This is a genomic window from Agrococcus sp. KRD186 (assembly GCF_017168255.1).
In the GTDB taxonomy this organism is placed as follows: Bacteria; Actinomycetota; Actinomycetes; order Actinomycetales; family Microbacteriaceae; genus Agrococcus.
Genome location: NZ_JABFAP010000001.1, coordinates 832,393 through 857,725 on the forward strand (window position 1 = coordinate 832,393; position 25,333 = coordinate 857,725).

Here is a 25,333-nt window from a genome sequence, read left to right on the forward strand (position 1 = left end):
GGGGATATCAACGTACGTCGTGAGCTCCACGCGACGATGAGCCGCGCCCACGATTGACACGCTCTGGGATGAAGCGTGGCACCAGCCGCACGAGCACAATCATGGCCACCAGCTCGACGAGGGTTTGGGTGACGACGGCGAGCGGGGCGATGCCGAGTGTCGCGGGCAATGCCAGTGCGAGCGGGAGGCCGACGAGCGAGTTCCTGGTCGCAAGCGAGAAGGCGACCGCGCGCGTTCCAGGGACGTCGAGCCGGGCCATGCGGCCCGCGAGCAGGCCGAGCATCACCGCGACGACGACGAACGCCATGTAGAGCGGCACGACGCGGATGAGGGCGCCGATCTGCGAGCCGACGGCGGCGATCTGCGACCCGACGACGGTCGCGAGCGTGAGCATCATGAGCGGCACCATGGCGGCGGCCATGACCGTCTCGACGACTCGGCCGAAGCGGTGTCGCTTCGCGAAGGCCTGGACGATCGCGGCTGCGGCGAGCGGGATGACGATGAGCAGCAGGAAGGCCTCTGCGAAGGGGCCGACGTCGATGACGTCGAGCACTTCGGTTCCGACGAACAGCAGCAGGTAGAGCGGCAGGAGGAGGATCTGCACCAGCATCAGCAGGGGAGCGGCCGCGAGCAGGCGTGCGCGTGCGCCGCCGGCGAGGCCGGTGAAGACGATCACGTAGTCGATGCACGGCGTCAGCAGCACCAGCAGCACGCCGAGCAGTAGGCCGCGGTCGTCGGCGACAAATCTCGACAAACTCCACGCGACCACGGGCACCACGACGAAGTTCGCGCCGAGAATCGTCACGAGGAATCGCGCGTCGCTGAACGATCGCCCCACCTCGACGAGCGGTACGCCGAGGAAGGTCGCGAAGAGCAGCAGCATCAGCACTGGCTCGATCGCGTGCTCCAGCGTGGGTGCGACCGAGGGGGAGATGAGTCCGACCGCTGCGCCGATGGCGATCGCGGCGAGGTAGAGCGGAACCTGGTGTCGGTCCCAGGCCTGCACCAGACGCAGCGTCATCCGGTGTGGGGGAGCTGTCCCGTGATCTCCGCGAGCATCGACGCACCTTCGGGAGGCGTGCGCATCGCGAGCACAAACATCTCGCCGCGCAGCGCGAGATCGAACGCGAAGAACGGGCAGCACGCCTGCTCATCCGCGGCCACACGTGCCGCCGACTCGACGAGCGCGATCGGAAGCAGATACTGCAGGCCGCCGTCGACCACTTCGGGCTCGGCGCCCTCGAGCAGCGAGCGCCAGCGATCCACCTGGCCTTGCATGCCGGCACCGAGCGAGCAGGCGACCGCTGGAGAAGAGGGCTGGTCGGTCATGGGTGCAAGGTTACGCTCACGCCGCTCGGCGCGCTGGCACCGTGCGTCCGCGCCAGGGCGCGACGCCGGTGGTCAGCCTGCGGGCGAGCGCTATGACGTGATCGGTCGGTTGATGAGTTCCCACGCGCCGCGCGCGTTCTTGCCCAGCAGCAGCCGCCCAGCCTCTTCCGGTTGGTTCATTATTTGCATCAACCAGGAGCGGCGCCCGTCGGCCGGGGTCCGATCCTGCGCGGAAAACGCCCGGTCAGGAGCGGGTTTTGATGGGATCTGTTTGCTGATTTGGGCCTCAGGGAGAGTGGGGCCGGAGCTTCGGTATCAACTTGACTGGATATCGGGGATATCAACTTAGGTCGTGAGCCGGGCCATCGGTGCGCGATAGCGTCGATGAGTGATTGCGCATGAAGAGCCGCTCTCAGGTGGCAACGCCACCGATGGTGTGGTGCGGGTGGGCGCGACGGTGCGGAAGCCATCGACGGCATCGACGCCTGCAGTCCTCGAGTACATGCAGGCGCTTCGCGACGCCGGGATCGACGTCCCGCAGCCCCTCGGACTCGACGAGCGAGGTCGACAGGTAACCGAGTTCGTGCCCGGCGCGATCGCGCTTGATCGTGCACCGCTCACGGAGGCCGAGCTGGTGCGGGTCGGCGGGCTGGTGCGCCGCATTCACGATGCATCAGCCGCGCTGCGCTTGCGGCGTCAACTCGGCCGGGCGCTGATTCCGGCACCCACTGCTGCCGACCTGATCTGCCACAACGATCTCGCGCCGTGGAATCTCGTCGTGGGCGACAGGTGGGTGTTCATCGACTGGGATGGGGCGGCGCTCAGCACTCGACTGTGGGATCTCGCCTACGCGGCGCAAGCGTTCACACTCAGCGACGTTTCGGCCGATCCGACGCACTCGGCACGACAGCTGGCCGCGTTCGTCGAGGGCTACGGGGCCGACGAGGATCTGCGCGCGTCACTTGCCGCGGCTCTGGCCGAGCGAGCAGCGGCGATGTACGAGCATCTGCAGTCGGCGAGCATCGGTGGGTGGGAGCCGTGGGCGAGCATGTTCCGCGATGGACACGGGGTGCACTGGGCGGCAGCAGCAGGGTATGCACGCGACCACCGCCGGGTGTGGGAGTCCGCCCTCCAGTCGCACAGCGGCCGCTGAGACGCGGGCGGGCGAAACCGCCGGTCTGGCATCGGTTTCCGGCGAGTCTGCGTCAGGCACGGGGAGCGAGGCCAATGGGGCGTGAGCGCTTCATCCCTCTTTCGACTGAATACCGGGGATATCAAGTAGTGCCCCATAGAGTGGTGTAGCCCGCTCGGTGGCCGCCCCGTCTTGGACGTGGGCGCGGTCACCGTGGTGGTCCTTCGAGGAATCTCCTACAACCCACTCGAAAGGACATCTCACGATGACCGCTCCTCATATTGTCGACCCTTCCGGCCTCCTGGTCGAGGCCCTGACCGACGCGTCGCCAGATCTGATGCGCAACCTGCTGCAGACGATGATCAACGCGCTGCTCTCCGCCGACGCGGACGCCGTCGTCGGCGCCGAATGGGGCAAGCCCAGCCCCGACCGGATCGCGCAGCGCAACGGCTACCGTAGCCGTGAGCTGGACACCCGTGTCGGCACGATCGACGTCGCGATCCCGAAGCTGCGGCAGGGCACCTACTTCCCCGACTGGCTGCTCGAGCGCCGCAAGCGGGCCGAGACGGCGCTGATCACGGTGGTCGCCGACTGCTACCTCGCCGGCGTCTCCACCCGCCGGATGGACAAGCTCGTCAAGACGCTCGGCATCCACTCGCTGTCGAAGTCGCAGGTCTCCCGCATGGCGGCGGACCTCGACGAGCAGGTCGAGCAGTTCCGCCACCGGCCGCTGGATGAGGCCGGCCCGTTCACGTTCGTCGCCGCGGACGCGCTAACGATGAAGGTCCGCGAGGGCGGCCGAGTCATCAACGCGGTCGTGCTGGTCGCGACCGGCGTCAACGCCGACGGGCGCCGCGAGGTGCTGGGCATGCGCGTGGCCACCAGCGAGACCGGGCCGGCCTGGAACAGCTTGTTCGCCGACCTCGTCGCCCGTGGCCTGTCCGGCGTGCGCCTGGTCACCTCCGACGCCCACCAAGGGCTCGTGGAGGCGATCGCCGCGAACCTGCCCGGCGCGGCCTGGCAGCGCTGCCGCACGCACTACTCCGCGAACCTCAAGTCCGTCACGCCCAAGAGCCTCTGGCCAGCCGTGAAGGCGATGCTCCACTCCGTCTACGACCAGCCCGACGCGGCCGCCGTGCACGCCCAGTTCGAGCGGCTGCTGGACTACGTCGAGGGCAAGCTGCCCGACGCGTTCGAGCACCTGGATGCCGCCCGCGCCGACATCCTCGCCTTCACCGACTTCCCCGTCGGCCTCTGGCAGCAGGTCTGGTCGAACAACCCGAACGAACGCCTCAACCGCGAGATCCGCCGCCGCACCGACTCCGTCGGCATCTTCCCCAACCGCGACGCGATCACCCGCCTGGTCGGCGCCGTCCTGGCCGAGCAGACCGACGAATGGGCCGAAGGACGCCGCTACCTCGGCCTCGAGATCCTCGCCAAGAGCCGCCTCACCCTCGTCCCCGACACCGGAAGCCAGGTGACCACCGACACCGCCCTCCAACTCTCCGCCTAACCAACAGAACGAAGGACCACCGCTACACCACTACCTGGGACTTGACCGGATATCAACGTAGGGCGTAAGCCCGGTTCAGCCTGTGCCGACCCACCAGCACATCGAAGAGGTGGCCCGGCGTAGCACGAGGCGTCACCGTCCCCAGGTGATACTTCGACCGGACACGGGGTCTCTGTCTGCACGGGACGTATCCGGGGAACCAGCAGACTGGTCGAATGCATCAGAGTGTCCCGCTAAACGTGCCCACCATTCGCAGTGATCGGATCGTTCTTCGAGCGTTCGCCGAGAGTGATGTCGATGCTGTGATCGACGCTTCTTCCGACCCGTTCATCCCGAAGATCACTTCGGTGCCGGAGCGCGCTGACGTTGCGTCGGCTCTGGCGTTCGTTGCTCGCCAGCACGAGCGTGCGGTGTCCGGAGCCGGCTACTCATTTGCTGTCGAAGTCGATTCCATGTGTGTCGGACAGATTGGACTCTGGCTTCGGGACGTCGACCAAGGGCGCGCGACCATCGGCTACTGGATTCGGCCTGCAAGTCGTCGTCGAGGCTTTGCAGCAGCCGCGCTGGCAGTCGTCACGAAGTGGGGTTTCGAAACGGTTGGGGTGGACCGTCTTCAGCTCTACGTAGAGCCTTGGAACGTCGGCTCATGGCGAGCAGCCGAGCGGGTCGGGTATAAGCGCGAAGGGTTGCTCCAATCGTGGGAACGCGTCGGCGAGGAGCGCCGCGACATGTTCATGTACGGACTGACGCCGAGAACATGAGACCAACCGTGCGAGTGGGGGTACTGCCCACCTTGACTGGATATCGGGGATATCAACGCAGGTCGTGAAGCGGCTCACATCACCTCACTGCGCATCTGCGGGCGACGGTTCGGCCTCGGCGCCGGGCTGCCGGTCGGCGCACTCGGGGTGGAAGTACGTGCTCCAGCAGCGGCCGAAGATGCCATTGTGCCGGTCGACCATCGCGGCAAACGCGTTCCATGTCTTAACGCTCAGCGGCTCGACCGCGTGGTCGTCTGCCGCCATGAAGTCGAACATTAGGGGAGCAGTGCCGTCGTGGGCGGTCGATGCGGCTGCGCGACGTCCTGCACGTAGGCTGACACCGTGAGCGTTCAGCGCCAGACCGGAGCGGCCCTCGCCGTGGTCGTGGTTGTGCTCACCGTTGTGACCGCCGTGGTCGTGGCACTAATGCAGATGCCGATTCCGCCCGCGCCGTTCGGGTGCGGGAGCCACTTGGGAGACCTCCCCGGGATGTATAGGCGCCTTGCCGTGCAACTCGTGATCGGGTCGCTCCTGGTGATCGCCGTCACGCTGCTGAGCGAACGACATGCGCGTCGACTCTTCATCGCAGTGCTCGTGGCAAGCATCGGATGCACCTTGCTCGCTTGGGCCTATTACGCGTTGCTTGCCCAGCTCCGCATTGAGCTGGGTGGGCCGCCCGACTGCGGGGGAGCGTGGAGTCAGCCCTATCTGTACGCGCTCTTCTGGTCGTTGCCAGCAGCTGCGCTCGTGCTCGACGCGGTGACCACTCTCGCGTTGAGATCGCGCTTCCCGCGCGCATACAGCGTCGGGTGGACATTCGGCAGCATGATCGCGCTCGCGATCGCTCTGTTCTCAGCATCGCCGGCGCTGTGAGGTGGCGCGCGCGGAGCGCAGCGTGTTAGCGCCAGTAGTCGAGCTGTATCTCCAGTGCGTCATCGGCGGGCTCGCCATAGAACGAGATCGATCGAGGATCCCACCATGTGCCCGGGTGCCCGCCGCCGGGGGTCGCCCCGATGGCTTCCGCGAGCGAAGTCGGCGTCATGCCCTCCGGCGGCCGCACCCGAATCTCGAGCCAGCATCCTCCGGAAGCGCATGCCCGCTGCTCGGAGAGCACGGCGCTTCCCATGGGGAGCTGCAATGCAGAGACCGGTGGCAGATCTCCCTCGGTCTTGCCGATCTCCAGCGCCGTCAGTCGCACGAGGTAGAGCAGCGCGAGAGCGAGCACGATCGACGCTGCGACGACGATGATCCGCCGACGGCCGGGCGTCGTTGGTGCAACCGATTCGGGCATGACCGAATGATACGGACCTTGGCGAGGAGCAGTGGCGCGAGGGGGCATATCAGCCGAGGCGCCCACCTTGGCGAACGCCAGCACCGCCACCGCGTTCCGTTCGGTGAAGGAGTGGGACGAGTGGTGCTGAGCAGCATCGGGCTAGCAGAGCTCGTCAGGTGAGCGTCTTGTTGGCGGCTACCGGGCGGCGGGGCGATTCCTAGCGAGGATGAGCGCAGACACGAACACGACAACCGCGAGTGTCACGAACATTGCCACCATCATGATGGTTGCGTCGGCGGAGAGCGTTGCGCAGCCCACCGAGGTGTCCTCGTAATCGCAACTGCGCCACGGTTGGAAGGAAGTAGATGACGGTCATGATCGCCCCAACGAGTGCGACGAGCGCACTCCCGGCTACCAACCATCCGCGCGCCTTCTGGTTTATTCGCCGTTGAGTCTGGTCACGTGATGAGCCCGCCGCCGATGACGGACATAGAGAGGCGGTGATTTTCGTGTGCGTTCAGATGAGGTCGTGGGCCACCTGAACGAGCAGCCAGGAATGGCCGTCGACATCGTGGACGAGCGCAATGCCCCGCCACGTGTTGGAGCCGCAATCGAATCGTTGGTCCTCGAGCACGTAGTCGCCTTGTTCGACCGTGGATTGGAACCCACCTACCGGGCATGGGCCGCTGCTGCTGGAGTAGCGTGGCGCGATCTCGTCGAGGTGCGGATTGGGGACCTGGAGGCGAGCCCAGCATCGCGAGACGACGCTGCAGCCCGAGTCCACGACTCTGGTGTCTTCGGGCAGGGTGAGCTCGGCAGATTCCTCGACGTAGGCCCTGGAGAGTTCGATGCAGGGTGCGTTGGTGCCGAGCAGGCACCGCCCCTGCTCTGCGCCTGGGAACAGCAGTTGCCGCCCGCCGAAGTAGAGGATCGCGGCGACGGCGGCGAGCACCAACACCGCGAGCACGGCCAATCGCCAGGCTCTCCCTCGGGATCTTCGGCTTCCCCTCGCCGCTGTGATCACCCGGGCTCCTTTCGAGACAGGCGGTGCGCCAAGGGTAGCGGGCTGTAGTGCGTCGAGAGCGACGCGATGTGGTTGACGAGTGCCTTGGCAAGGGCGCGCAGCTCGCTCACTTCGAAGTCATCGAGCAGGGTCAACGGTGTGTCTCCGAGAACCTGCAAGATAGCGGTTCGCTCGGAGTTGAAGAGCGGGTGATCTGTCGTATTGCCGAGCCGCCGGGTGCCCGCAAGCCGATGGCTCACCGGGGGTGGAGCACGAGCGGGCAGTCCGACTTCGCTCACTCGGGGCGCCCAACGGCCGGGACGTGGAACTCCTTAATTGGCTCGACGGCCACTCCCGGCTGCTCCTGTCGTGCACCGCCCACGTACCCGTCACGGCGCGATCCTGGGTGCCGGCGGTCGCCTCGGGAGGAGGGGCTTGCAGCGCATGGTGACGATCGTGCCAGCGTCCGACCGTGCTGGCCTTCGACACGGTCGATGGGATCAAGTCAGTCGCCGCAGTCGAAGCGGACGGGCGCGAGCTGGGGCGTGATCTGGGCCTCGGTATCGCTGCGAAGCCGCCCGACCTCGCCATCCCACGTCACTTCGATCTCATGGGCTCCCTGGTCGGAGTAGCTCTCCCGGATGACCCACTCGACACGGTCCGAGCCGGGGCGGACCAGACCATAGGACCGATTGAGGCCCTGAAAGCCCGCGCCGTGCGCACCCACAACGACCCGGCAGCCATCAGCGCTCATCTGATCCAGCACGCGGAAACTCTCCTGCGCTACCCACACGCCGAAGTACGCCCCTACGGCGGAAAGTACCACTGCGCCAAGTGCAAGCGGGCTGACGACGCGCATGGCGATGACGCTTCGCCTGCCTTGACCCCACGGCCCAAGAAGAGGGGCGACGAGTATCGCAAGCACGCCCAGCGCTAGGCACCAGCCGGCCGGGCCTCGAAGGCTTGGCACCCAGTCACCGACGACGATGGTGACGGATCCTAGGGCTTCTCTGCGGAGGAGATCGCCCGGCCATCCGTGATCAAGCATGATGGGCACGAGCAGTAGCGCGAAGCCGACGACGCGTATGATCCGCGACGCGAGCGGCCAGCGACGCGGATCCGGCGGTTCGGCCAAGGCTCCGCTGTTGTCCGCACCACTGTCCACGTCGTTGCGGTTCGGCACAGAGCCGCTCGCCGTCGCTTCGTGGGCGCTCATGGCGTTCAACTTCCAAATGGGGGTTGGTCGTCGACTGCGATGCATCCGCAGACTTCATCGCGCCCAGCCCCACAGCTGGACGACGTCAAGGCTGCACCGGAGCGTCAGCGCTCAACTGCCGAAGACAGAGCTGAAACGACAGGTCCTCCGAGGTGAGCCCGCGCCATGCCGCTGACTGACGCTCTCGGCTCTCGGTCGGCACTTCGTCCGGGGTCGCGAGCTGAGCGTTGTGCGGTCCTTCGATGTCGCTCTGAAGAGCCTGCTCCGCCGCCGACCTGGTCTCAGAGTTGGCGCACGCGTCGCCCGGCGCCTGCCACGGAGCCGACGTTCCTTGCGGAGGCCCCTCGAGCGCCCCTCCGCGAACACCGCTCGGCGCGGGAGCGCCCTGTATCCAGACCGCGGCGGCAGCGGCGACCGCAATCGCACCACCCGCCGAAACGGTGAGCGCAGCCACGGTCCGGCTCCGGTCGCGGCCGCCCGCCCGCCCTTGTCGTGCCATAGCGGCAATCTAGCGAGTAAGTTGACGTTCTGTCACGAGCGCCGACTCGATCCTGGGAGATCGACTACACTGCCCCCTCCCACGTCCGCTGCAACCGCTCCCGCGGCGATCGCGGCCCGAGGCCCGCGATCGGCGTCGTCGACGAGGATTGGTACCCGTCCAGCAACAGGGCTGGCTTCGGCGACGCAAGCACGCGAGCGTGGGCCCATGCTCAGCCTCCAGCGCCCCGCAGCCCTCGCTGCCGCTGCCGCCGCGATCGCGGCGCTCACGGCCTGCTCTCCCGCACCGCAGCCGTCCCCGCAGCCGGAGGTATCCGAGTTGACGCCGACCCCCGAGGCGACGGTCACCGAGGTAGGGCTTTGGGAGGGCATGACCGCTCACTGCGGAACTGTCGAACCGCTCATGCAGGTGGACCCCAGCGTAGATCCGCAGGTGAACGGCTATGCCCCCGCCGACCTGCGCGACTCTGGGCCGCGCGAAGCGGCCAGCGGTGAGGTCGAGACCCTCTCGGACGGGTCCCCTCGCATCTACGTCGTTGCCGAAGGGGACCAGGCAGTGCCCATTGCCCGCCGACTCTGCGCACCGAGCTCCGACTACCTCGCATGGCTCAACGACGCGGATGACGTCAACGGGCTGACGCTGCAGCCGGGCGACCGCCTCTGGCTCGTCCCCAACGAACCCGCCTAACTGAGCCCACTGCAATGCCCTCGCCCCTCCGTGCGGGGGCACATCTAGCGTGAGGCACGGAAGGTTGAGCTTGAGGCTGAGGAGGCCGACAGGTTGGCGGGCTTGTTGACCGGCGGGGCGGTACCCAGTCTCGGGCGCGGGGCAACGAATACCCCTTGGCTGGTGAAAGCGGGCACCACCGACCTCCTGCTACGGATCCCGTACCGGTCCGCTGATCACGCCCCGCGCCCAATAGCCGATGAGTTCGCTGCGCTCGATCGGGTTCCCGAAGGTGTCGGCACGCACGGATGAAGCGTTGGAGCGGCGCAGGCCTATAGCCATGCCGGCGCGCCCCGTTTGGGGATCCCTCACTGGGACACCGAACAGCGCCGCACCTGGTCGGCGATTTCCGCGCGGTCGATCATTGCGGGGATTCCCGTAAGACCCGCCCGGAAAAATGCCCGGTGAAGGGGCCTCAAACGCTACAGTCGCGTCATGCTCATCGGGTACGCACGCGTCTCGACCAACGCGCAGGACGTCACGGCGCAACGCGACGCGCTTGCAGCGCTCGGCGTCGAGTCGCGGAACATCTACGTCGACCACGGACTCACCGGCACGAACCGTGCCCGGCCCGGCCTGCGCGAAGCGCTCGCCGCTTGCCGCGACGGGGACACGCTGGTCGTGTCAAAGCTCGACCGGCTCGCGCGGTCACTGCCTGACGCGCGAGACATCGCGGACGAGCTCGCATCGAAGGAGGTCAGTCTCAGCCTTGGTGGCAGTCACTACGACCCGAACGACCCGGTTGGCCGGCTGCTCTTCAACGTGCTCGGGATGGTGGCCGAGTTTGAGGCCGATCTCATCCGCGCCCGTACCCGCGAGGGCATGGCCGTCGCTCGCGCGAAGGGCCGGCTCCGCGGCAAGAAGCCAAAGCTCTCGCCAACGCAAGAGGCGCACCTGGTCAGTCTCCACCGTCAGGGGTCGCATACCTCGAGTGAACTCGCCGAGCTCTTCGGCGTCGCTCGCTCGACGGTGTACCGCGCGCTTGAACGGGCGGCGGCAAAGAGCGCCGGGACGGCGTGACGTGGCGAGGCTCGACGATGGCCTGAGCGACGCGCAAGCGTGGGCATTGCTCGCCGAGCAGACGAGCACACGGAACCTGCTCGCCTACGGGCTGCGGGCTCTGCGAACTGCTGCGTTCCTCGAGACGACCCGCGACCCGATCATGACCATGCTGTCGATCGGGTTGGAGAAGCTTCTGAAGATGGCACTCGGGCTTGCACACCTTGCAGAGCATCGGGAGTGGCCACCGGTGGCCATCTTTCGAGATCACTGGCGACACGACCTCGACACGATGCTGCGCGAGACGCTCGACACCCTGCGAGCAGGTCTCGATCGCGCGAACCACCGGCCGTACGTAGAGTCGCTGCTCGATGCCGTCGAGCGCGACCCTGTGCTGGTCCCGCTCGTCGCCGCGCTGAGCAGGTACGGGCGGCAAGGTCGCTTCTACAACCTGGACACCCTCGCCGAGAGTCCCCAGCGAGGTCCGTCTCCGGAAGCGATGTGGTCGAGCGTCGAACAGATCTTGCTCGCGCACGATGAGAAGCTGCGGACGCGCCTGTCTGCAGTGACGGGCCGCGACGCCGAGGCACACGAAGCCCTGATTCACCAGATGGAGGCGAGCACCGCTGATTCGCTGCAGCGCCTGTGGGACCTAATCGCCATGGCCGGCGTGCAAGGGATGCTCGGTGCACGCGGGCGCGGATGGGGCGTCGACATCGATCGCGATCTCGTGGGGCGGCAGATCAGGGCCTGAGACCGCTGCTGCCGCGCGGCTCCCGCGGCCGCGCGGTGTAGCTCGCGAAGGCGAGCCCGCCCCGGAGCGCGTGCTTCGTGAGGGTCTGGTTCGTATAGCCGAGGATGTCGGCGAGGACGGCAGGGTGCAGCTGGTGGGTGAGGTCGGCGAGGGTGGCGTTGCGGCCGGCGAGCACGGAGACGCCGAGGCTTCGGAGTTGGTTGCGGACGCTGTCCGGGTGGATGTGGCGGCCGACTCGACGACCTGGGAACAGCCAGCCTGCATCGACGGCGGCGGTGCGGGTGGCGGCGACGGTCGTGATCATCTCGAAGACCACCGCGGAGATGGGGCCGGGCACAAGTGCCGGCTGCGTGCCCCCGAGGTCGATGCGCATGCCGTCGGGGACCTCGGTGACCGCGTCGCGGCGGAGTTGCACGAGTCGACCGATCGGGGTGCCGTAAAGCAGCATTAGCAGCCCGACGACGCGAGGGATAAGGGGAGCGTCAGTTTCGCCGAGAAGATGTGAGAGGTTTTGGACGCGTTCGGTGTCGGTGGCGAGCGGGGTGGAGATCGCGTCTCGGCGTCGACCGGAGCGGAGCTTCGTGGCGCCGATCGTGCGGTTCCAGTTGATGAAGTTTCGGGCGCTCTTCCTGGTCGATGGGCCTGCGGAGAGGTATTCGTCGATGTGGCGTTCCTCGGCGTCGGCGAGCGCGACGTCGTGGGTCACGTCGAGCCAGGCGAGCAGTCGTCCGGCTTCGGTGATCTCCTGCTTGGCCGCGCGAGTGGCGTAGTTGAGGTTACGGATGCGGGATGCGTCGTCGTGGAGCCGGCGTGCGTGATGCCAGCGCGCGAAGGGTTCGAGCGCGGCGACGATTCGAGGACGTGCCGTGAGGTCGCGGAGTCGTTGATCGAGCCAGAGGTCGAAGCGGGCGAGGTCGACGTTGCCGCGGTCGGGGAGCATGCCGTGTGCGACGAGCAGGCTGCGGAGATGCTCGATGGCCGTGGAACGCGGCAGGGCATCGAACGCTGCGTGGTCGAGGTCGAGCTCGCGCCTGCCGAGCCTGGTGAGGAGGGCGTTGGCTGCCCCGCCGCGCATCCAGGTGCGGATGCTCGCTGGTCGGTCGACGCCGCACAGGACGTTGACCAGACGCTTGATGCGCAGATCGGGAGGGTCGTTGGGGGAGAGGAGTGCTTCGAGGTCTTCGCGGAGCACGCAGCGTGTGCAGCGCTTGTTGCGGATGAGCTCGCCTTCGTTGCCGCATCGGTGACAGTCGAGATCGGTCGTGATGCGGGCGCAGACTCGGCAGATCGGACGGTCGTGCTCGTCGCGGCCGGGCAGCATGCGGTCGTCTTCGCACTGTGCGCAGATGCCGAACCTCTCGACGGCGCGAACGTAGCAAGGCGTGCAGATGCGACCTTCGGGCCAGGTCACGCGGTGACGCTTCGCGGTCTGCCCGCAGCGAAGACATTGGAAGTCGCCTCCGACGCGGGGTCGACCGATGCGCCTATTCGTCATCGGGATCGCGGACGATGCGGGCGCGGATCGGTCGGTATGACTCGAGCAGGGGAGGTGCCTCGTCGTTGACGATGCGCTTCTTCGTCGCGCGGATCCGCTCGGATTCGACGGCGATGAGCTCGTTCATGCCAATGTCGAAGATGTCGCACAGGGCGGCGAGCAGCTGCAGAGAGATCCGTTCCGGATCTCGGGTGAGGCGGTAGACCTGGCTGCGCGAGAGCATGATGCCGCGGTCGGCCAGCGGCTCGATCAGGTCGGTGCTGGTGCGGTAGCCGGCTCGGGCCATGACCACGGGCAGTTCCCAGCGGTAGGTGATGTCGATCTTCATGGCTATCCATCTCCTCGGTTTCGGCGGGGGAGTGCTGCTGCTCGTTCGAGCGTTGCGCCGAGCACGCGGTCGAGTTCGCGTGCGCGGTAGTCGGGGGTGGCGATTGTGTAGATCGCGGTCGTGGATGCGTGCTCGTGGCCGAGCTGCTCCTTCGCGAACGAGGTGTCGAAGCCCCACTCGAGCTGCAGGTGCGTGGCGTACGAACGTCGGAACGAGTGAAGGTCGAGGCCGCTGGGGAGTTCGAGCGCGGTGACGTACTGCTGCATCCTGCGAAGCAGTGACCTGCCGTCCAGTACTGCACCTCGTTCGGTGGGAAAGAGCCATCCATCGGTGGCCCGGAACCGGGGGAGTCCGCGGACGACCCAGTCGGCGACGACGCTGGAGGACCAGTCGAACACCGTAAGCACGGTGCGCTGCTTCGAGGGGGAGCCGCGCATGGCTTTGCCGTAGCGGACACGGAGCACGCCCCAGGCGCCGAAGCGAGGGGCGCGGATGTTCCTCGAGAAGCCGACGACCTTCAGGTGGCACAGCTCCCGTCGCCGCAGACCCCACGCGTACATCGTCTTGAAGGCGACCGCGTCGCGGTAGGCGGCGAGTCCGCCCCGCAGGCCGGAGCGCAGGATGCGCTCCACCTCATCGTCCGCGAAGTCGAAGAACGTCTGCAGCTCCGCGGTGGTGAAGGGGCGCTTGTCAGGGCTTTCTGGACCTTCCTGGCGGTGCGCCATCCGGCGCGGCGAGATCGGCACGAACGGTTCGCCGAGCAGCTCCGAGCAGTGTTGAGCCCAGGGATAGAGCGGGTCCGCGATATAGACGAGGAAGAGCGCGAGATCGTTCTGGATCGCGCGAACCGTCGACGGTGCCAGGTGGTGGATGCCGCGCAGCTCGGCGGAGAAGTCGTCTGCTTCGAGTTGCGACCACTGCCTCGGGTACTTTCCCGACCAGTCGATGAATCGTTTGACCGTCCGCTCGCGACGACTCGCTGTGCGCTGCTGGAACCCTTGCGCGAGTTGTGCATGCGCCCAACCGTCGAGCATCGCGGCGCTCAGCGACTCCGCGTCGACGGCCGCACTGGAGGAGCGAAACAGGCGAATCCGACCGGTCGACTCCATCGCAACCTCCGTGTCACAATCTGCACCATTGATGCATCAGATGCAACACTCGGGACGAAATCACCGGTCAGCGCCCATTCCGATTGATGCACCTGATGCAACACGTCGCGAGCCGTTCGTCATGGCCCGGGCCGCGCCGCGCGGGAGAAACTACCGGTCAAACCCCGATTCTCGGGGAGTGAGCATCACGGGCGGGGAGTGAGACCAACCGTGCGAGTGGGGGTACTACCCACCTTAACCCGACATAATGTGTATTATCGGCGCGCGCCCGCGGAGCCAAGATGGAGCTGTCAGGCCCGCAGCAGCTCCATTCCGTCGAGCGCGCTCGCCGCAGCCACGTCGAACGTCATCGTCGTGCGCGCGCCCGCCTTCCGGGCACCGTGCACGATCAGCGCGTCGGCGAAGTCCGCGCCAGCCGCGGCAGCGCGCAGCGCGGAACTGACGACGTCTGACTGCTCGCTGACGACGTTGTTCGCGCTCACCAGACGCGACAGCGCCGTGACGATCTCATCGGTCGGCACTCGGAAGCTGCGGCGCAGCACCCAGAACGTTTCCGCGAGAACGACGTGACTGATCCAGCCGGGCTCGGCCGCAGAGAGTGATCCCAGAAGCTCGACTGCCGCATCGGTCTGCGCGGGATCGTCGCCGATCAGGACTCGGACGATCACGTTGGTGTCGAGGCCGATCACCGCAGTCCTCGCATGCCCGATTCTGCTGCTGCTTCGGCGATCGCCTCGTTCATCTCTTCGACGGTGACTGGCCTGCTGCGAGCGTGCTGCGACAGGATCCCCACGAGATCAACGGCTCGGACTGGTTCCGTCGAGATCACCCACTGGCCATCCGCGAAGCGGAAGTCGACCTTCGTGCCGGGTGTGAGCCCCAATGCTTCCCGAACCTCCTTGGGCACGGTGATCTGTCCCTTGCTCGTCATCGTCCCTGTCGACATCAATCCCTCCTTACTTAAGGGTAAGGAGACTCCCTCAGGCTGTCAAGACGACTCCTCGGGCAGAGCAGTTCGAGCTCCACGGGATGCGCTTCCGCGCCGGATCATGCGCCTCAGAGCTCTTCAGCGGCAGCAGTTCGAACTGCGGAACTCGCGAGCTCCGCAAGCCGCGTACCTGTGAGGCGCTGCGTCGTCCACTCCTCCATCGGCTCGGCGCCGATCGAGCGGTAGAAGCCGATCGACGGCTCGTTCCAGTCGAGCACTGTCCACTCGAAGCGGCGGTAGCCGCGCTCCACGCACACGGCGGCCAGAGCGGACATGAGGGCGCGCCCGTAGCCGCGCCCGCGCATCCGCTCGTCGACGTACAGATCCTCCAGCCAGATGCCGTGCGTGCCCGTCCAGGTCGAGTAGGTGACGAACCACATCGCGATGCCCACGATCGCGCGGTCGAGCTCGATGACGTGGGTGAACACGCGCGGCTCGTCGCAGAACAGTGTGGCCGTCAGCAGCGACTCGGTGTTCTCGACTGCGTCTGGCTCGCGCTCGTAGCGCGCGAGCGCCTGGATCATCGCAAGGATGCCCGGCTCGTCACCAGGCCGGGCGGTACGCAGCAGCGCACCATCGCCGAGGTCTCGAGAGGTCACCGGTCGGACCTCCGGCCGATGAGCGAGCGCAGCAGGAAGAACACCACGACGGCGACGACGAGCACGATGACGAGCTTGCCGATGAACCACAGCAGGCTGAAGACGAGGTCGACGACGATCCACGCGATGATGACGGCGAGGATCGCGCAGACGACCGCCCACAGGTTGCGACTCATGCTTCGAGACTAGCGATCCACGACCGGCGCGTCGGGAGCCCTCAGGCCGCCGCGAGCGCCATCAGCCGAGCGCCGCGAGCAGATCCTCGGCGAGGTCGTCGATGTGCTCGATGCCGACCGACAGCCGGATGAGCCCCTCGGGAATGGTCGGCGCCTCCGTCGGCCAACGGCGGCGGCGCTCGAGCGTCGACTCCACTCCCCCGAGGCTCGTCGCCGCGATCCACAGCCGCACGCGCTCCACGACCCGGTCGGCGGCCGCCGCATCGGCGAGCACCAGTGCCAGCACCGTGCCGAACCCGGGGTCGCGCACCTCGACGACACCGCTCGCTCCCGCCAGCCGCCTGCTGAGCTCGCGCGCGTTCGATTCGGCGCGCTCCAGCCGCACCGACAGCGTGCGCAGCCCGCGCAGCGCCAGGAACACCTCCATCGGGCCGGGGATCGCCCCGTGCAGACCACGGTGGTGGCGGATGCGCTCGGCCAGCTCGGGCGTGCCCGTCACGACCGCGCCGAGCACGACGTCGCTGTGGCCGGCGATGAGCTTCGTGGCGGAGTGCACGACGACGTCGGCGCCGAGCTCGAGGGGACGCTGCAGCAGCGGCGTCGCGAACGTGTTGTCGACGACGCTCAGCACGCCGGCGGCACGAGCGGCGGCGGTCAGGCGCGGGATGTCGGCGACCTCGAGTGCCGGGTTCGTGGGCGACTCGAGCCACAGCAGCGCAGCGCCGGGCAGTGCGGCCTCGACCGCAGCGGCGTCGGTGATGTCGACGCGGCGCACCTCGAAGCGACCGGACCCGGCACCCTCGTCGAGCAGCAGCAGCGCATGCTGATAGGTGTGCCGGGCCACCACGACCGCTCCCCCGTGCGGCACCTGTGCCATGACGGCGCTCACCGCCGCCATGCCGCTCGCGAACGCCAGGCACTCGCCGCCCTCGAGCGCGCCCAGCGCCTCCTCGAAGGCGCTCCAGGTGGGGTTGCCGTAGCGCGCGTAGACCGGGTCGCCGCCCTGCACGAACGTGCTCGTGAACGTCACCGGCTCGTTGAGGGGCGCGCCGGGCGCGTGCGGCGGGCGCCCCGCGGTCACGGCGACGGTCTCTGGGCGGCGGGGCGTGTCTGACATGGGGCAATTCTGGCACTGCGCCGATGCCAGGCGCCGCCACCGGAGCGGCGCGTGCGCGCGGTCACGCGAAGTCGGCCCGCAGCACCTTGCGTCGCTTCGTCGGGTGGGCGACCTCGGTGAGGCCTGCCGCCTCGAAGGTCGGCACCGTGCCGACGTGCAGCTCCTCCTCGATCACCGCGGTGGTCGTGATCGGGTAGGCCTCGACCGCTCGCGCGCCCCGCTCCCGCGCGAAGGCCACGGCAGCCGCGGCGAGCTCGCGGCTGAGACCGCTCCTGCGGTGCCCCGTACGCACGAACAGGCACGTGATCGCCCACACCGACGCATCCGCCCGGCCCTCCTCGCGCCCCTTCCACGGCACCGTGAACTCGCGCACCAGCCCTTGGTGCTCCGCGCGCGGAGCCACCGCGACCCAGCCGACCGGCTCGTCGCCCAGGTAGGCGATGAGGCCCGTGGTGGCGGATGCGTCGGGCTGGCCCGCGCGCGTCTGGTCGCGCAGGCGCATGGCGCGCTCCTCGACGGGCGTGCCGGCGAAGGTCTCGCCGCGCTCGAGCCGGTAGCGCTGGCATCGGCAGCGGGAGGCGCTGCCGCGGCTGCCGAAGATCGCGTCGAGGTCGCCCGGGCTGGCGCGGTTCGCCGGCACGATGCGGAGCTCGTCTTCCATGCCGGCGATTCTGCCACTCGGTCGCCCTGCAATCGCCTGAGATGCCCGATCACGGCCAAGATGTGCACGCGCGCGCGGCGTCGTGCGTCCAGGAATGCCGGCATCGCGCGGCCTGCGCGGCGCAGGGCAGTCGAGACGCGTGCACATCTCAGCCCGCAGCGGCCCGCAGCCGGCCGGAAGCACGCGGAGCATCGCGGCATGGTGGGGCAGTCGCCGGGCCGGCAGGCTGCGGCGGCAGCCGCAGCTACGCTGGCCGCGTGCCCTCGCTCGCCGTCATCGGCAACCCCACAGCGCGAGGCTTCGACCGCGCCGTCGACGCCGTGCTGCGGGAGGCGGCCAGCAGCGGCGCCGACGCGCGGGTGGTGCCCACGAGCGTGGCGGAGCCCGGCGGGCCGCAGGCCCGCGCGGCGCTGGCGCAGGGGGCGGATGCGGTGGTCGCGATCGGCGGGGACGGCACGGTGCGCGAGATCGCCGCCGAGCTCGCCCACACCGGTACTCCGCTCGGCATCGTCCCCGCAGGCACGGCCAACCTCTTCGCCCGCAACCTCGACCTGCCGCTGCGCGACGTCGCGACCGCCGCCCGCATCGCCGTCGACGGGGACGCGAACGGGCATCGCACCGCGAGCATCGACCTGGGCCGCGTGACGCTCACGCGAGGCGACGGCGAGGGCGTGCCCGAGCCCGAGCGCATCTTCCTGGTGGTGACGGGCGTCGGCAACGATGCGCTGGCCGTCGAGGCGGCGTCGCTCCGCCACAAGCGCCGCCTCGGCTGGGCCGCCTACATCGCGATCGGCGCGCGCCGGCTCGGCAGCCCGAGCTTCGCCGTGCGCGGCCGCTTCGACGGCGGCGAGATCGAGTCGACCCACGCCTGGAGCGTGCTGGTGCACAACGCCGCGCGCATCCCCGCGGGACTGCAGGTGCTGCCGGACACCCGACTCGACGACGGCCTGCTGCACATCGCAGCCGTCAGCCCGCGCCACCTCGCCCACTGGGGCCGCATCGCCGCGGCCGGCGCCGGGATCGCTCGCGCCGAGGGCGTGCTGCGACACCGCACCGCCGAGCGCGTCACGCTCGGCTGGCTCGACGAGCTGCTGCCGGTGCAGATCGACGGCGACGCGGCAGGCCGCATCGCCCGCCTCGACGCGCGCATCGACCGTGCGGCGCTCAGGGTGCGGATGCGAGGATCGTTCACATGAAACCCACGGAGGCACTGCAGCAGCTGCGCGCGACCCCGGCGGGCGAGCTCGAAGGCGTGCTCGCCCGGATCGACGTCGCGCACACGGTCGAGGCGATCGCCGGCAACCTGATCAGCGGGCTCTTCCGGGGCGACGAGCGGCGCGAGCTCGTGCAGCTGCTGTGCATCGACCGCGTCGACGAGCTCAGCCCGGCCATGCGGGCGCGCATCGTGCACGCGCTGCGGCGGCTGCCGATGAGCGCGGAGGTCTCGGCCGGCATCCGCTCGACGCTGCTCTCGCTCACCGGCGAGCCCTTCCGCGACATGAAGTACCTGCTCAACGCCACCGGCGACAGCCACGACCTCGAGCACGTCGTCTACGAGCGCCTCACGCCCACCGACCGCGACGCCGTGCTCGCCCACATCGCCGCCGAAGCGGCATCCGCGCCCTCGACCGACCTGCGCATCCTCTGCGACATCGACGACACCGTCAAGGCGATGCTGCACGACGACCGCTACCCGCGCGGCACCGTCTACCCGGGCGTGGTCGAGCTGCTCAAGGCGCTCGACCAGGGCCGCGCGGCCCAGCCGTCGCGGCCCGGCGACCTCACCTTCGTCACCGCGCGACCGGGCGGCCCGAAGGGGCTGATCGAGCAGTACACGCGCAACGCCCTGACCGGCCTCGGCCTGCCGCCGCACGCGGTGCTCGGCGGCTCGATCTTCAACCTCTTCACGAAGGCCTCGATCAAGGCCCGCAAGCTGCAGAACTTCGAGCGCGAGCGCACGCTGTTCCCCGAGTGCCGGTTTCTCTTCCTCGGCGACAGCGGCCAGGCCGACGCGCAGGTGGGCGCCGAGATGCTGCGGCGCGGCCCCGACTTCGTGGTGACGGTGCTCATCCACGAGGTGGTGCCGGTCACCGGCGCCAAGCGCGCGAGCCTGGAGGCCGCGGGCATCCGCTTCCACAGCTCCTACGACGAGGCGGCGAGCATCCTCCACGGGCTCGGCGTCATCGACCGCGCCGGCCGGGATGCGGTGGTGCGGGCCGTCGACGAGGTCAGTGGGATGATGACCTGAGCCGCCATCCCGCGACCGCGCCGCTCACGCGTGGTTGTGCGGGGTCGGCAGGTGCTTCGCCCACCACGCGAGGATGTGCTCGAAGCGCTCGACGCGGTGCCGCGGCTGGCCGGCGCGCGTGAGCTCGTGGTCCTCCCCCGGGAACAGCAGCAGCGCCGTCTCCACGCCGTTCCGCTTCAGCGCCGACCAGTAGCGCTGCGCCTGCTCGGGCGGGCAGCGCCAGTCCTGCTCGGAGTGCACCACGAGGGTCGGGGTCGTGACCTTGCCGACCTGCGCCATCGGCGACTGCGCACGCACCGCATCCGCATCGTCGCCCGTGTACCCCTGCGAGAAGAACCAGCCGATGTCGCTCGTGCCGACGAACGACTCGGGATCGAGGAAGCCGCGCTCGACGACGGCCGCGGTGAAGCGGTGGTCGTTGGCGATCGTCCACGCCGTCAGGTAGCCGCCGTACGAGCCGCCCATGATGCCCAGTCGCTCGCGGTCGAGCTGCGGATGCTCGTCGAGCGCCGCGTCGAGGAAGTCGAGCACGTCGTGCATGTCGACGGTGCCCATCGCCTGCTTGATCGCCAGGCCGTGCTCGCGGCCGTAGCCGGCCGAGCCGCGCGGGTTACACTGCACGACCGCGTAGCCGGCGGCCACCGCCACCTGCGCCTCGTCGAACACGCCGACGCCGTACTGCGCGAACGGGCCGCCGTGGATGTTCAGCAGCACCGGGTGCGGGCCCTCGCCCTCGGGCACGAAGACCCAGCCGTGCACGGTGCCGCCGTCGCGGGCGGCGAACTCGTGCTCGCTCGGCTCGACCAGGGCGGTCTCGCCCAGCGGCTTGCCGAAGTCGGTCAGCACCGTCAGCCCGCGGTCGTCGAGCACAGCGACCTCGCCCATCGACGTGGGGGTGCGCACGGTCGCGACCGTCACGCCCGCGCCGACGCCGTGGCCGAGCACCTCGAGGTCGCCGCCGATGAGCTCCTTCGAGCCGCCGCCGGTGACGTGCACGAGCCGCACGCGGCCGCGACGGCGCTCCTGCACGAGCACGCCGTCCTCGACCACCGTCGAGTGGCTGCCGACCTCGCCCAGGTCGACCGACTCCTCATCGGTGACCTCCTCCGCGTGCGCACCCGGCTGCTCGAGCACGAACAGCTGCGACTGGCGGGCCACGAAGTCACGGCCCGACTCCCCCAGCTTGCCCGCGACCAGCACGAAGCCGCCGTCGGGCGTCGCCTGCACCTCGCTGACAGCGAGGCCGGCGCGGGAGGAGAGGATCGTGTGCGGCTCACCCTCGGCCACGGTCGCGTCGAACTCCACGACCGCCGTCAGCAGGTCGTCGTCGCGGGTGTCGTGCCGGGCGGTCGTGCACAGCACGCGCTCGCCGTCGCTCGAGAACGCCGGTGCCGCGTGATCGAAGTCGCCGTGGCTGAGCTTGATCGCCTCGGGCGCGTGCAGCGCGTCGTCCTTCGTGGTCTCGTCGTCGTGCGGATGCGCGGCTCGGTCGTAGCGGGGCTCGGCATCGAGATCGGGCAGCGCCGCCGTGAAGAGGTGGGCGTGCCGTCCGACCAGGCTGCCGAGGCCGTTGGCGAGGTTGCGGTTGCGGGTGATCAGGCGCGGCGACTCCTGCGCCGGCGCGACACCGGCGATCGAGCCGTAGCGGCCGGGCTCGACCACGAGCGAGGTGAAGGCGATGCGGTCGCCGGCGGGCGAGACCGCGAACTCGAGCACACCGCCGGCCTGCGCGGTCGCCTGCACCGGCTCGCCGCCGTCGACGCGCATGGCCCACACCTGCGGCTTGTCGGCCGCGTCCGGGCGCACGAACAGCACCGTGTCGCCGTCGGGCGTGAGCTGCGGGGCGCGGTCAGCGGTGCCCCCGGTGAGACGCCGCCGCGCGCCGTCGAGCAGCGAGACCTTCCAGAGCTGCCCGACGTTGCGGTTCGCGCGCAGGTCAGGCCGTGAGGCCGCGACGATCGCCCACTCGCCGCCGGGGTGCACGGCGGGGCGGGAGAGCGTGACGAGCTGCTCGATGTCCTCGGCGCGCATCAGGCGGTGCCCTCGGCAGCGCCGAATCCCTCGACATCGCCGACCAGGCGCGTGTTCGCCGCAGGCACCGGCTCGACGGCCGCCAGCGCCACCTCGCGCGCGAACTCCTCGACGTTGTAGAGCTTGCCGGCGTCCTCGCGGCGGCTGGCGATCGCGCCGGGGTTGGCGCGCTCCAGCAGCTTCGCGGTGATGGTGCCCTCGATCATGTCCCCGGAGACCACCACCAACTCGATGCCGCGCTCGGCCAGTGCCGGGATGCGGTCGCGCAGGGCATCCTCGCCCGCGCGCTTCGACAGCGCGACGGCCTCGTACTCGGGCATCGTCGGCGTGGTGCGGATGAAGTGGGCCTGGTGGCTGGTGACGAACACGACCCTGGCGCCGTCGGCCAGCACCGGGATCGCGGCCTCGAGCAGCGCCACCTGCGCATCGCGGTTGAGCCGCATGGCGTAGTCCTCGCCCATGCCGCTCTCCATGCCGCCGGAGGCGTTCATGACCAGGACGTCGAGCCCGCCGAAGCGCGCACGAGCGGCTTCGAACATGGTCGCGAGGCTCGCGGCGTCGGTGAGGTCGGCCTGCACGGCGATCGCCTCGACGCCCTGCTCCAGAGCGGCCGCGACGACCTTCTCGGCTCGCGGCGCCTTCGCGCGGTAGTTGACGATGACGTTCGCGCCGGCGGCGGCGAGCAGCGCGACGGTGGCCGCGCCGATGCCGCGGCTGGAACCGGTCACGAGCGCACTGCGACCGGTCAGCGAACCGGGCTCAAGGGGGGCGGTGGGGGTCTCCGACACGTGTGCTCCTTCGTTCCCGATGAGACTACTGTGCGCGCTGCGCTGCGCCGGGCGCCGCCCCCGACTCTGCCTGGCCGCGCGCCTGAGGCGGTCACAGCATCCGCTCAATATGCTGGGCGTGTGGATCTCGTCCAATATGCCTGGATCGCGTGGCTCGTCGTAGCGCTCGTGTGCTTCATCATCGAGATGGTGACGCTCGAGTTCACGTTCCTGATGATCGGCATGTCGTCGGTCGTCGGCCTGGTCTCCAGCATCACCGGGCTGCCCTGGTGGGCGCAGATCCTGATCGCCGCCGCGGCCGCCATCACCCTGCTGTTCCTCGTGCGGCCGAAGCTGCTGCATCGCCTGCACGAGTCCGGCGAGGTCAATCTGCAGGGCATCGAGGCGCTGCTGGGCATGGCCGGCGAGGTCACGCGCTCGTTCGTGCGCGGCGCCGGCGAGGTGACGCTCGTGAACGGCGACATCTGGACCGCCCGCCTCTCCCCCGCGGTGCAGCCCCGCGATCCCGACGTCGGCGAGCGCATCGTCGTCACCGCCATCGAAGGGGCGACGGCCATCGTCGTCCCCGCCCAGCGCTAAGCGAAGGAGCCCCACATGCCGTTCGACGGAGGATTCATCCTCGGAATATTCCTGATCGTCGTCGTGGTCCTGGTCGTCCTGTTCGTGCTCGTCACGCTCTTCAGATCGATCCGGATCATCAAGCAGGGCTTCACCGGCGTGGTCGAGCGGCTCGGCCGCTTCCACAAGGTGCTGCAGCCGGGCCTCAACTTCCTGGTGCCGTTCATCGACCGCGTCTCGTACCACGTCGACATGCGCGAGCAGGTGCGCTCGTTCCCCCCGCAGCCGGTGATCACCGAGGACAACCTGGTCGTCTCGATCGACACCGTCGTCTACTTCCAGGTCACGGATGCGCGCGCGGCCACCTACGAGATCGCCGACTACCTCTCGGGTGTCGAGCAGCTCACCACCACCACGCTCCGCAACGTCGTCGGCGGCATGAACCTCGAGGAGGCGCTCACCAGCCGCGACACGATCAACGGCCAGCTGCGCAACGTGCTCGACCAGGCCACCGGCAAGTGGGGCCTGCGCGTCGGCCGCGTCGAGCTGAAGGCGATCGACCCGCCCCACTCCATCCAGGACTCGATGGAGAAGCAGATGCGCGCCGAGCGCGACCGCCGTGCCGCGATCCTCACGGCGGAGGGCTCGAAGCAGTCGCAGATCCTCGAGGCCGAGGGCCTCCGCCAGTCCGAGATCCTCCGCGCAGAGGGCCAGGCCAAGGCCCAGGTGCTGCGCGCCAAGGGTGACGCCGAGGCCCAGGTGCTGCTGGCCAAGGGTGAGTCGGAGGCGATCGAGCGCGTGTTCGCCGCCATCCACGAGGGCGACGCCGACAACAAGCTGCTCGCCTACCAGTACCTGCAGACGCTGCCGAAGCTCGCCGAGGGCGACTCGAACAAGCTCTGGATCATCCCCTCGGAGCTCACCGACGCGCTGCAGCAGGTCGGCAAGGGCTTCTTCGAGGGCCGCGCCGAGGTGCCGGTGCGGAAGGCGAAGGCCAAGCACCGCGACGAGGCGGGCCAGTCGATCCTGGACGAGACCTTCCAGGCCGACTCGGTCTCCGACGTCGAGGTGCCCTCGATCGCCGAGACGCTGCAGGCCAGCGGCATCGACCCGAAGGACGCCGGCCGCATCGACAACGTCTCCTCGTCCACGTCGCTCGCCGATGAGACCCCCGGCACGGACTACGCGGAGGCGGTGGAGACGGCGCGCGAGGTGCGGGCGGATGCGCCTGCGATCGATCCCGAGGATCTCCCCGACGCGCCTGAGGACAGCAGGCCTCCGCAGGCGTGAGCGCGTTCCTGACCCCGGCGCCGCCGCGGGTGCTGGCGCATCGGGGGCTCGCCCTCGATGCGCCGGAGAACACGATGATGGCGTTCATCGCTGCGGTCGATGGCGGGGCGACGTTCCTCGAGACCGACGTGCACGCCACCGCCGACGGCGTCGCCGTGCTGGCGCACGACCCGGGCCTCGACCGGGTCGCCGGTCGGGACGTCGTCATCGAGCAGACGCTCTGGCAGGACCTGCGCGCCATCGACCTCGGGCAGGGCGAGCTGATGCCGGGGCTGCGCGAGGCGCTGCTGGCGCTGCCCGACGCGAAGTGGAACATCGACCTGAAGTCGGATGCGTCGGTCGTCCCCGCGGTGCGCGCGGTCGTCGAGGCCAAGGCCGCCGACCGCGTGCTGCTCACCTCGTTCTCGGAGCGCCGGCGGAAGCAGGCGCAGCAGCTGCTGCCCGATGTCGCCACGAGCGCCTCGCAGTCGCTCGCGCTGCAGGCGGTGGCGGCCCAGCGGCTGGGGCTGCACGGTCAGCTCGAGCGCATCCTGCGCCCGGTGGTCGCGCTGCAGGTGCCGCGCCGCCACAAGGGGCTCGAGATCATCACCGAGCGCAGCGTCGCCGCGTTCCAGCGCGCCGGCGTCGAGGTGCACGTGTGGACGATCAACGACCCGGCGGAGATGCAGGAGCTGCTCGATCTGGGCGTCGACGGCATCGTCACCGACCGCTGCGACCTGGCGCTGCCGCTGCTGCCGTAG

Annotated in this window: 29 protein-coding genes and 1 pseudogene; 12 read left to right on the forward strand and 18 right to left on the reverse strand. The window is 69.1% G+C overall.

Annotated elements, in window-relative coordinates; all coding sequences use genetic code 11:
• Positions 1-7 precede the first annotated feature (7 nt).
• Both J1M46_RS03960 and J1M46_RS03965 read right to left on the reverse strand, forming a co-directional pair.
• The gene (locus J1M46_RS03960) at positions 8-1,021 is read right to left on the reverse strand and encodes an arsenic resistance protein (RefSeq protein WP_206446634.1); all 1,014 of its coding nucleotides are present in this window, start codon (positions 1,019-1,021) and stop codon (positions 8-10) included.
• Positions 1,018-1,329, reverse strand: a complete 312-nt coding sequence (locus tag J1M46_RS03965; protein WP_206446635.1) for a hypothetical protein — start codon at positions 1,327-1,329, stop codon at positions 1,018-1,020. Before J1M46_RS03965 ends, J1M46_RS03960 begins: the two co-directional genes overlap by 4 nt.
• A gap of 445 nt (positions 1,330-1,774) precedes the next feature.
• On the opposite strand from J1M46_RS03965, the gene J1M46_RS03970 reads away from it, so the two are divergent.
• The 3 genes from J1M46_RS03970 to J1M46_RS03980 all read left to right on the forward strand — a co-directional run bounded on the left by J1M46_RS03970 (position 1,775) and on the right by J1M46_RS03980 (position 4,735).
• A complete protein-coding gene (locus J1M46_RS03970; protein ID WP_342384263.1) occupies positions 1,775-2,482 on the forward strand; it encodes a phosphotransferase in 708 nt (235 codons plus the stop codon).
• Positions 2,483-2,726: 244 nt separating this feature from the next.
• Positions 2,727-3,974, forward strand: coding sequence for an IS256 family transposase (locus J1M46_RS03975; RefSeq protein WP_206446637.1), 1,248 nt, complete (start codon positions 2,727-2,729; stop codon positions 3,972-3,974).
• Positions 3,975-4,189: 215 nt separating this feature from the next.
• Entirely contained in the window at positions 4,190-4,735 is a 546-nt protein-coding gene (locus tag J1M46_RS03980) for a GNAT family N-acetyltransferase (RefSeq protein ID WP_206446638.1), read from the forward strand.
• An 84-nt stretch (positions 4,736-4,819) separates the two neighbouring features.
• On the opposite strand, the gene J1M46_RS03985 is transcribed toward J1M46_RS03980, so the two are convergent.
• Positions 4,820-5,011, reverse strand: a complete 192-nt coding sequence (locus tag J1M46_RS03985; protein WP_206446639.1) for a hypothetical protein — start codon at positions 5,009-5,011, stop codon at positions 4,820-4,822.
• 66 nt (positions 5,012-5,077) lie between these two features.
• On the opposite strand from J1M46_RS03985, the gene J1M46_RS03990 reads away from it, so the two are divergent.
• Positions 5,078-5,608: a hypothetical protein gene (locus J1M46_RS03990; RefSeq protein WP_206446640.1), complete on the forward strand. Its 531-nt coding sequence runs from the start codon at positions 5,078-5,080 to the stop codon at positions 5,606-5,608.
• Positions 5,609-5,633: 25 nt separating this feature from the next.
• On the opposite strand, the gene J1M46_RS03995 is transcribed toward J1M46_RS03990, so the two are convergent.
• From J1M46_RS03995 to J1M46_RS04010, 4 genes are all read right to left on the reverse strand, one after another.
• The gene (locus tag J1M46_RS03995) at positions 5,634-6,110 is read right to left on the reverse strand and encodes a hypothetical protein (protein WP_206446641.1); all 477 of its coding nucleotides are present in this window, start codon (positions 6,108-6,110) and stop codon (positions 5,634-5,636) included.
• A 415-nt stretch (positions 6,111-6,525) separates the two neighbouring features.
• Positions 6,526-6,975, reverse strand: coding sequence for a hypothetical protein (locus J1M46_RS04000; RefSeq protein WP_206446642.1), 450 nt, complete (start codon positions 6,973-6,975; stop codon positions 6,526-6,528).
• Between the two features lie 53 nt (positions 6,976-7,028).
• On the reverse strand, positions 7,029-7,166 hold the full coding sequence (locus tag J1M46_RS04005; protein ID WP_206446643.1) for a hypothetical protein: 138 nt from the start codon (positions 7,164-7,166) through the stop codon (positions 7,029-7,031).
• Positions 7,167-7,516: 350 nt separating this feature from the next.
• Positions 7,517-8,227, reverse strand: coding sequence for a hypothetical protein (locus J1M46_RS04010; RefSeq protein WP_206446644.1), 711 nt, complete (start codon positions 8,225-8,227; stop codon positions 7,517-7,519).
• A 706-nt stretch (positions 8,228-8,933) separates the two neighbouring features.
• Here J1M46_RS04010 and J1M46_RS04015 point away from each other — a divergent pair.
• The 3 genes from J1M46_RS04015 to J1M46_RS04025 all read left to right on the forward strand — a co-directional run bounded on the left by J1M46_RS04015 (position 8,934) and on the right by J1M46_RS04025 (position 11,205).
• The gene (locus J1M46_RS04015; RefSeq protein WP_206446645.1) at positions 8,934-9,413 is read left to right on the forward strand and encodes a hypothetical protein; all 480 of its coding nucleotides are present in this window, start codon (positions 8,934-8,936) and stop codon (positions 9,411-9,413) included.
• Positions 9,414-9,887: 474 nt separating this feature from the next.
• Positions 9,888-10,472: a recombinase family protein gene (locus J1M46_RS04020; protein WP_206446646.1), complete on the forward strand. Its 585-nt coding sequence runs from the start codon at positions 9,888-9,890 to the stop codon at positions 10,470-10,472.
• A 1-nt stretch (position 10,473) separates the two neighbouring features.
• Entirely contained in the window at positions 10,474-11,205 is a 732-nt protein-coding gene (locus J1M46_RS04025; protein WP_206446647.1) for a hypothetical protein, read from the forward strand.
• Here the strand turns inward: J1M46_RS04025 and J1M46_RS04030 are convergent.
• The 9 genes from J1M46_RS04030 to J1M46_RS04070 all read right to left on the reverse strand — a co-directional run bounded on the left by J1M46_RS04030 (position 11,195) and on the right by J1M46_RS04070 (position 17,678).
• Complete coding sequence (locus J1M46_RS04030) at positions 11,195-12,397, reverse strand: site-specific recombinase (protein ID WP_206446648.1); 1,203 nt, start codon at positions 12,395-12,397, stop codon at positions 11,195-11,197. The two genes, J1M46_RS04025 and J1M46_RS04030, sit on opposite strands and share 11 nt — an antisense overlap.
• 292 nt (positions 12,398-12,689) lie before the next feature.
• On the reverse strand, positions 12,690-13,028 hold the full coding sequence (locus J1M46_RS04035; RefSeq protein WP_206446649.1) for a helix-turn-helix domain-containing protein: 339 nt from the start codon (positions 13,026-13,028) through the stop codon (positions 12,690-12,692).
• A gap of 2 nt (positions 13,029-13,030) precedes the next feature.
• On the reverse strand, positions 13,031-14,137 hold the full coding sequence (locus J1M46_RS04040; RefSeq protein WP_206446650.1) for a tyrosine-type recombinase/integrase: 1,107 nt from the start codon (positions 14,135-14,137) through the stop codon (positions 13,031-13,033).
• A gap of 290 nt (positions 14,138-14,427) precedes the next feature.
• Positions 14,428-14,826, reverse strand: coding sequence for a PIN domain-containing protein (locus tag J1M46_RS04045; protein ID WP_206446651.1), 399 nt, complete (start codon positions 14,824-14,826; stop codon positions 14,428-14,430).
• Complete coding sequence (locus J1M46_RS04050; protein WP_206446652.1) at positions 14,823-15,083, reverse strand: AbrB/MazE/SpoVT family DNA-binding domain-containing protein; 261 nt, start codon at positions 15,081-15,083, stop codon at positions 14,823-14,825. The genes J1M46_RS04045 and J1M46_RS04050 overlap by 4 nt, the downstream gene beginning before the upstream one ends.
• A gap of 110 nt (positions 15,084-15,193) precedes the next feature.
• Positions 15,194-15,724, reverse strand: a complete 531-nt coding sequence (locus J1M46_RS04055; protein ID WP_342384264.1) for a GNAT family N-acetyltransferase — start codon at positions 15,722-15,724, stop codon at positions 15,194-15,196.
• Entirely contained in the window at positions 15,721-15,900 is a 180-nt protein-coding gene (locus J1M46_RS04060; RefSeq protein ID WP_206446653.1) for a hypothetical protein, read from the reverse strand. The genes J1M46_RS04055 and J1M46_RS04060 overlap by 4 nt, the downstream gene beginning before the upstream one ends.
• A 61-nt stretch (positions 15,901-15,961) precedes the next feature.
• Entirely contained in the window at positions 15,962-17,017 is a 1,056-nt protein-coding gene (locus J1M46_RS04065; protein ID WP_206446654.1) for a trans-sulfuration enzyme family protein, read from the reverse strand.
• A 61-nt stretch (positions 17,018-17,078) separates the two neighbouring features.
• Positions 17,079-17,678, reverse strand: a complete 600-nt coding sequence (locus J1M46_RS04070) for a GNAT family N-acetyltransferase (protein ID WP_206446655.1) — start codon at positions 17,676-17,678, stop codon at positions 17,079-17,081.
• Positions 17,679-17,935: 257 nt separating this feature from the next.
• Here J1M46_RS04070 and J1M46_RS04075 point away from each other — a divergent pair, with 257 nt between their 5' ends.
• Positions 17,936-18,874, forward strand: a complete 939-nt coding sequence (locus J1M46_RS04075; RefSeq protein WP_206446656.1) for a diacylglycerol kinase family protein — start codon at positions 17,936-17,938, stop codon at positions 18,872-18,874.
• On the forward strand, positions 18,871-19,926 hold the full coding sequence (locus J1M46_RS04080) for a phosphatase domain-containing protein (protein WP_206446657.1): 1,056 nt from the start codon (positions 18,871-18,873) through the stop codon (positions 19,924-19,926). Before J1M46_RS04075 ends, J1M46_RS04080 begins: the two co-directional genes overlap by 4 nt.
• Positions 19,927-19,950: 24 nt before the next feature.
• Here the strand turns inward: J1M46_RS04080 and J1M46_RS04085 are convergent, their stop codons facing one another.
• Together J1M46_RS04085 and J1M46_RS04090 are read right to left on the reverse strand one after the other, a co-directional pair.
• Positions 19,951-21,957: a S9 family peptidase gene (locus J1M46_RS04085; RefSeq protein ID WP_206446658.1), complete on the reverse strand. Its 2,007-nt coding sequence runs from the start codon at positions 21,955-21,957 to the stop codon at positions 19,951-19,953.
• Complete coding sequence (locus tag J1M46_RS04090) at positions 21,957-22,745, reverse strand: SDR family oxidoreductase (protein WP_206446659.1); 789 nt, start codon at positions 22,743-22,745, stop codon at positions 21,957-21,959. The genes J1M46_RS04085 and J1M46_RS04090 overlap by 1 nt, the downstream gene beginning before the upstream one ends.
• Positions 22,746-22,865: 120 nt before the next feature.
• Here J1M46_RS04090 and J1M46_RS04095 point away from each other — a divergent pair, with 120 nt between their 5' ends.
• The 3 genes and pseudogenes from J1M46_RS04095 (at position 22,866) to J1M46_RS04105 (ending at position 25,333) form a co-directional block, all read left to right on the forward strand.
• The gene (locus tag J1M46_RS04095) at positions 22,866-23,324 is read left to right on the forward strand and encodes an NfeD family protein (protein WP_342384265.1); all 459 of its coding nucleotides are present in this window, start codon (positions 22,866-22,868) and stop codon (positions 23,322-23,324) included.
• 15 nt (positions 23,325-23,339) lie between these two features.
• Positions 23,340-24,257 (forward strand): annotated as a pseudogene (locus J1M46_RS04100) (SPFH domain-containing protein); the annotation flags it as partial.
• A 332-nt stretch (positions 24,258-24,589) separates the two neighbouring features.
• Entirely contained in the window at positions 24,590-25,333 is a 744-nt protein-coding gene (locus J1M46_RS04105; RefSeq protein ID WP_342384266.1) for a glycerophosphodiester phosphodiesterase family protein, read from the forward strand.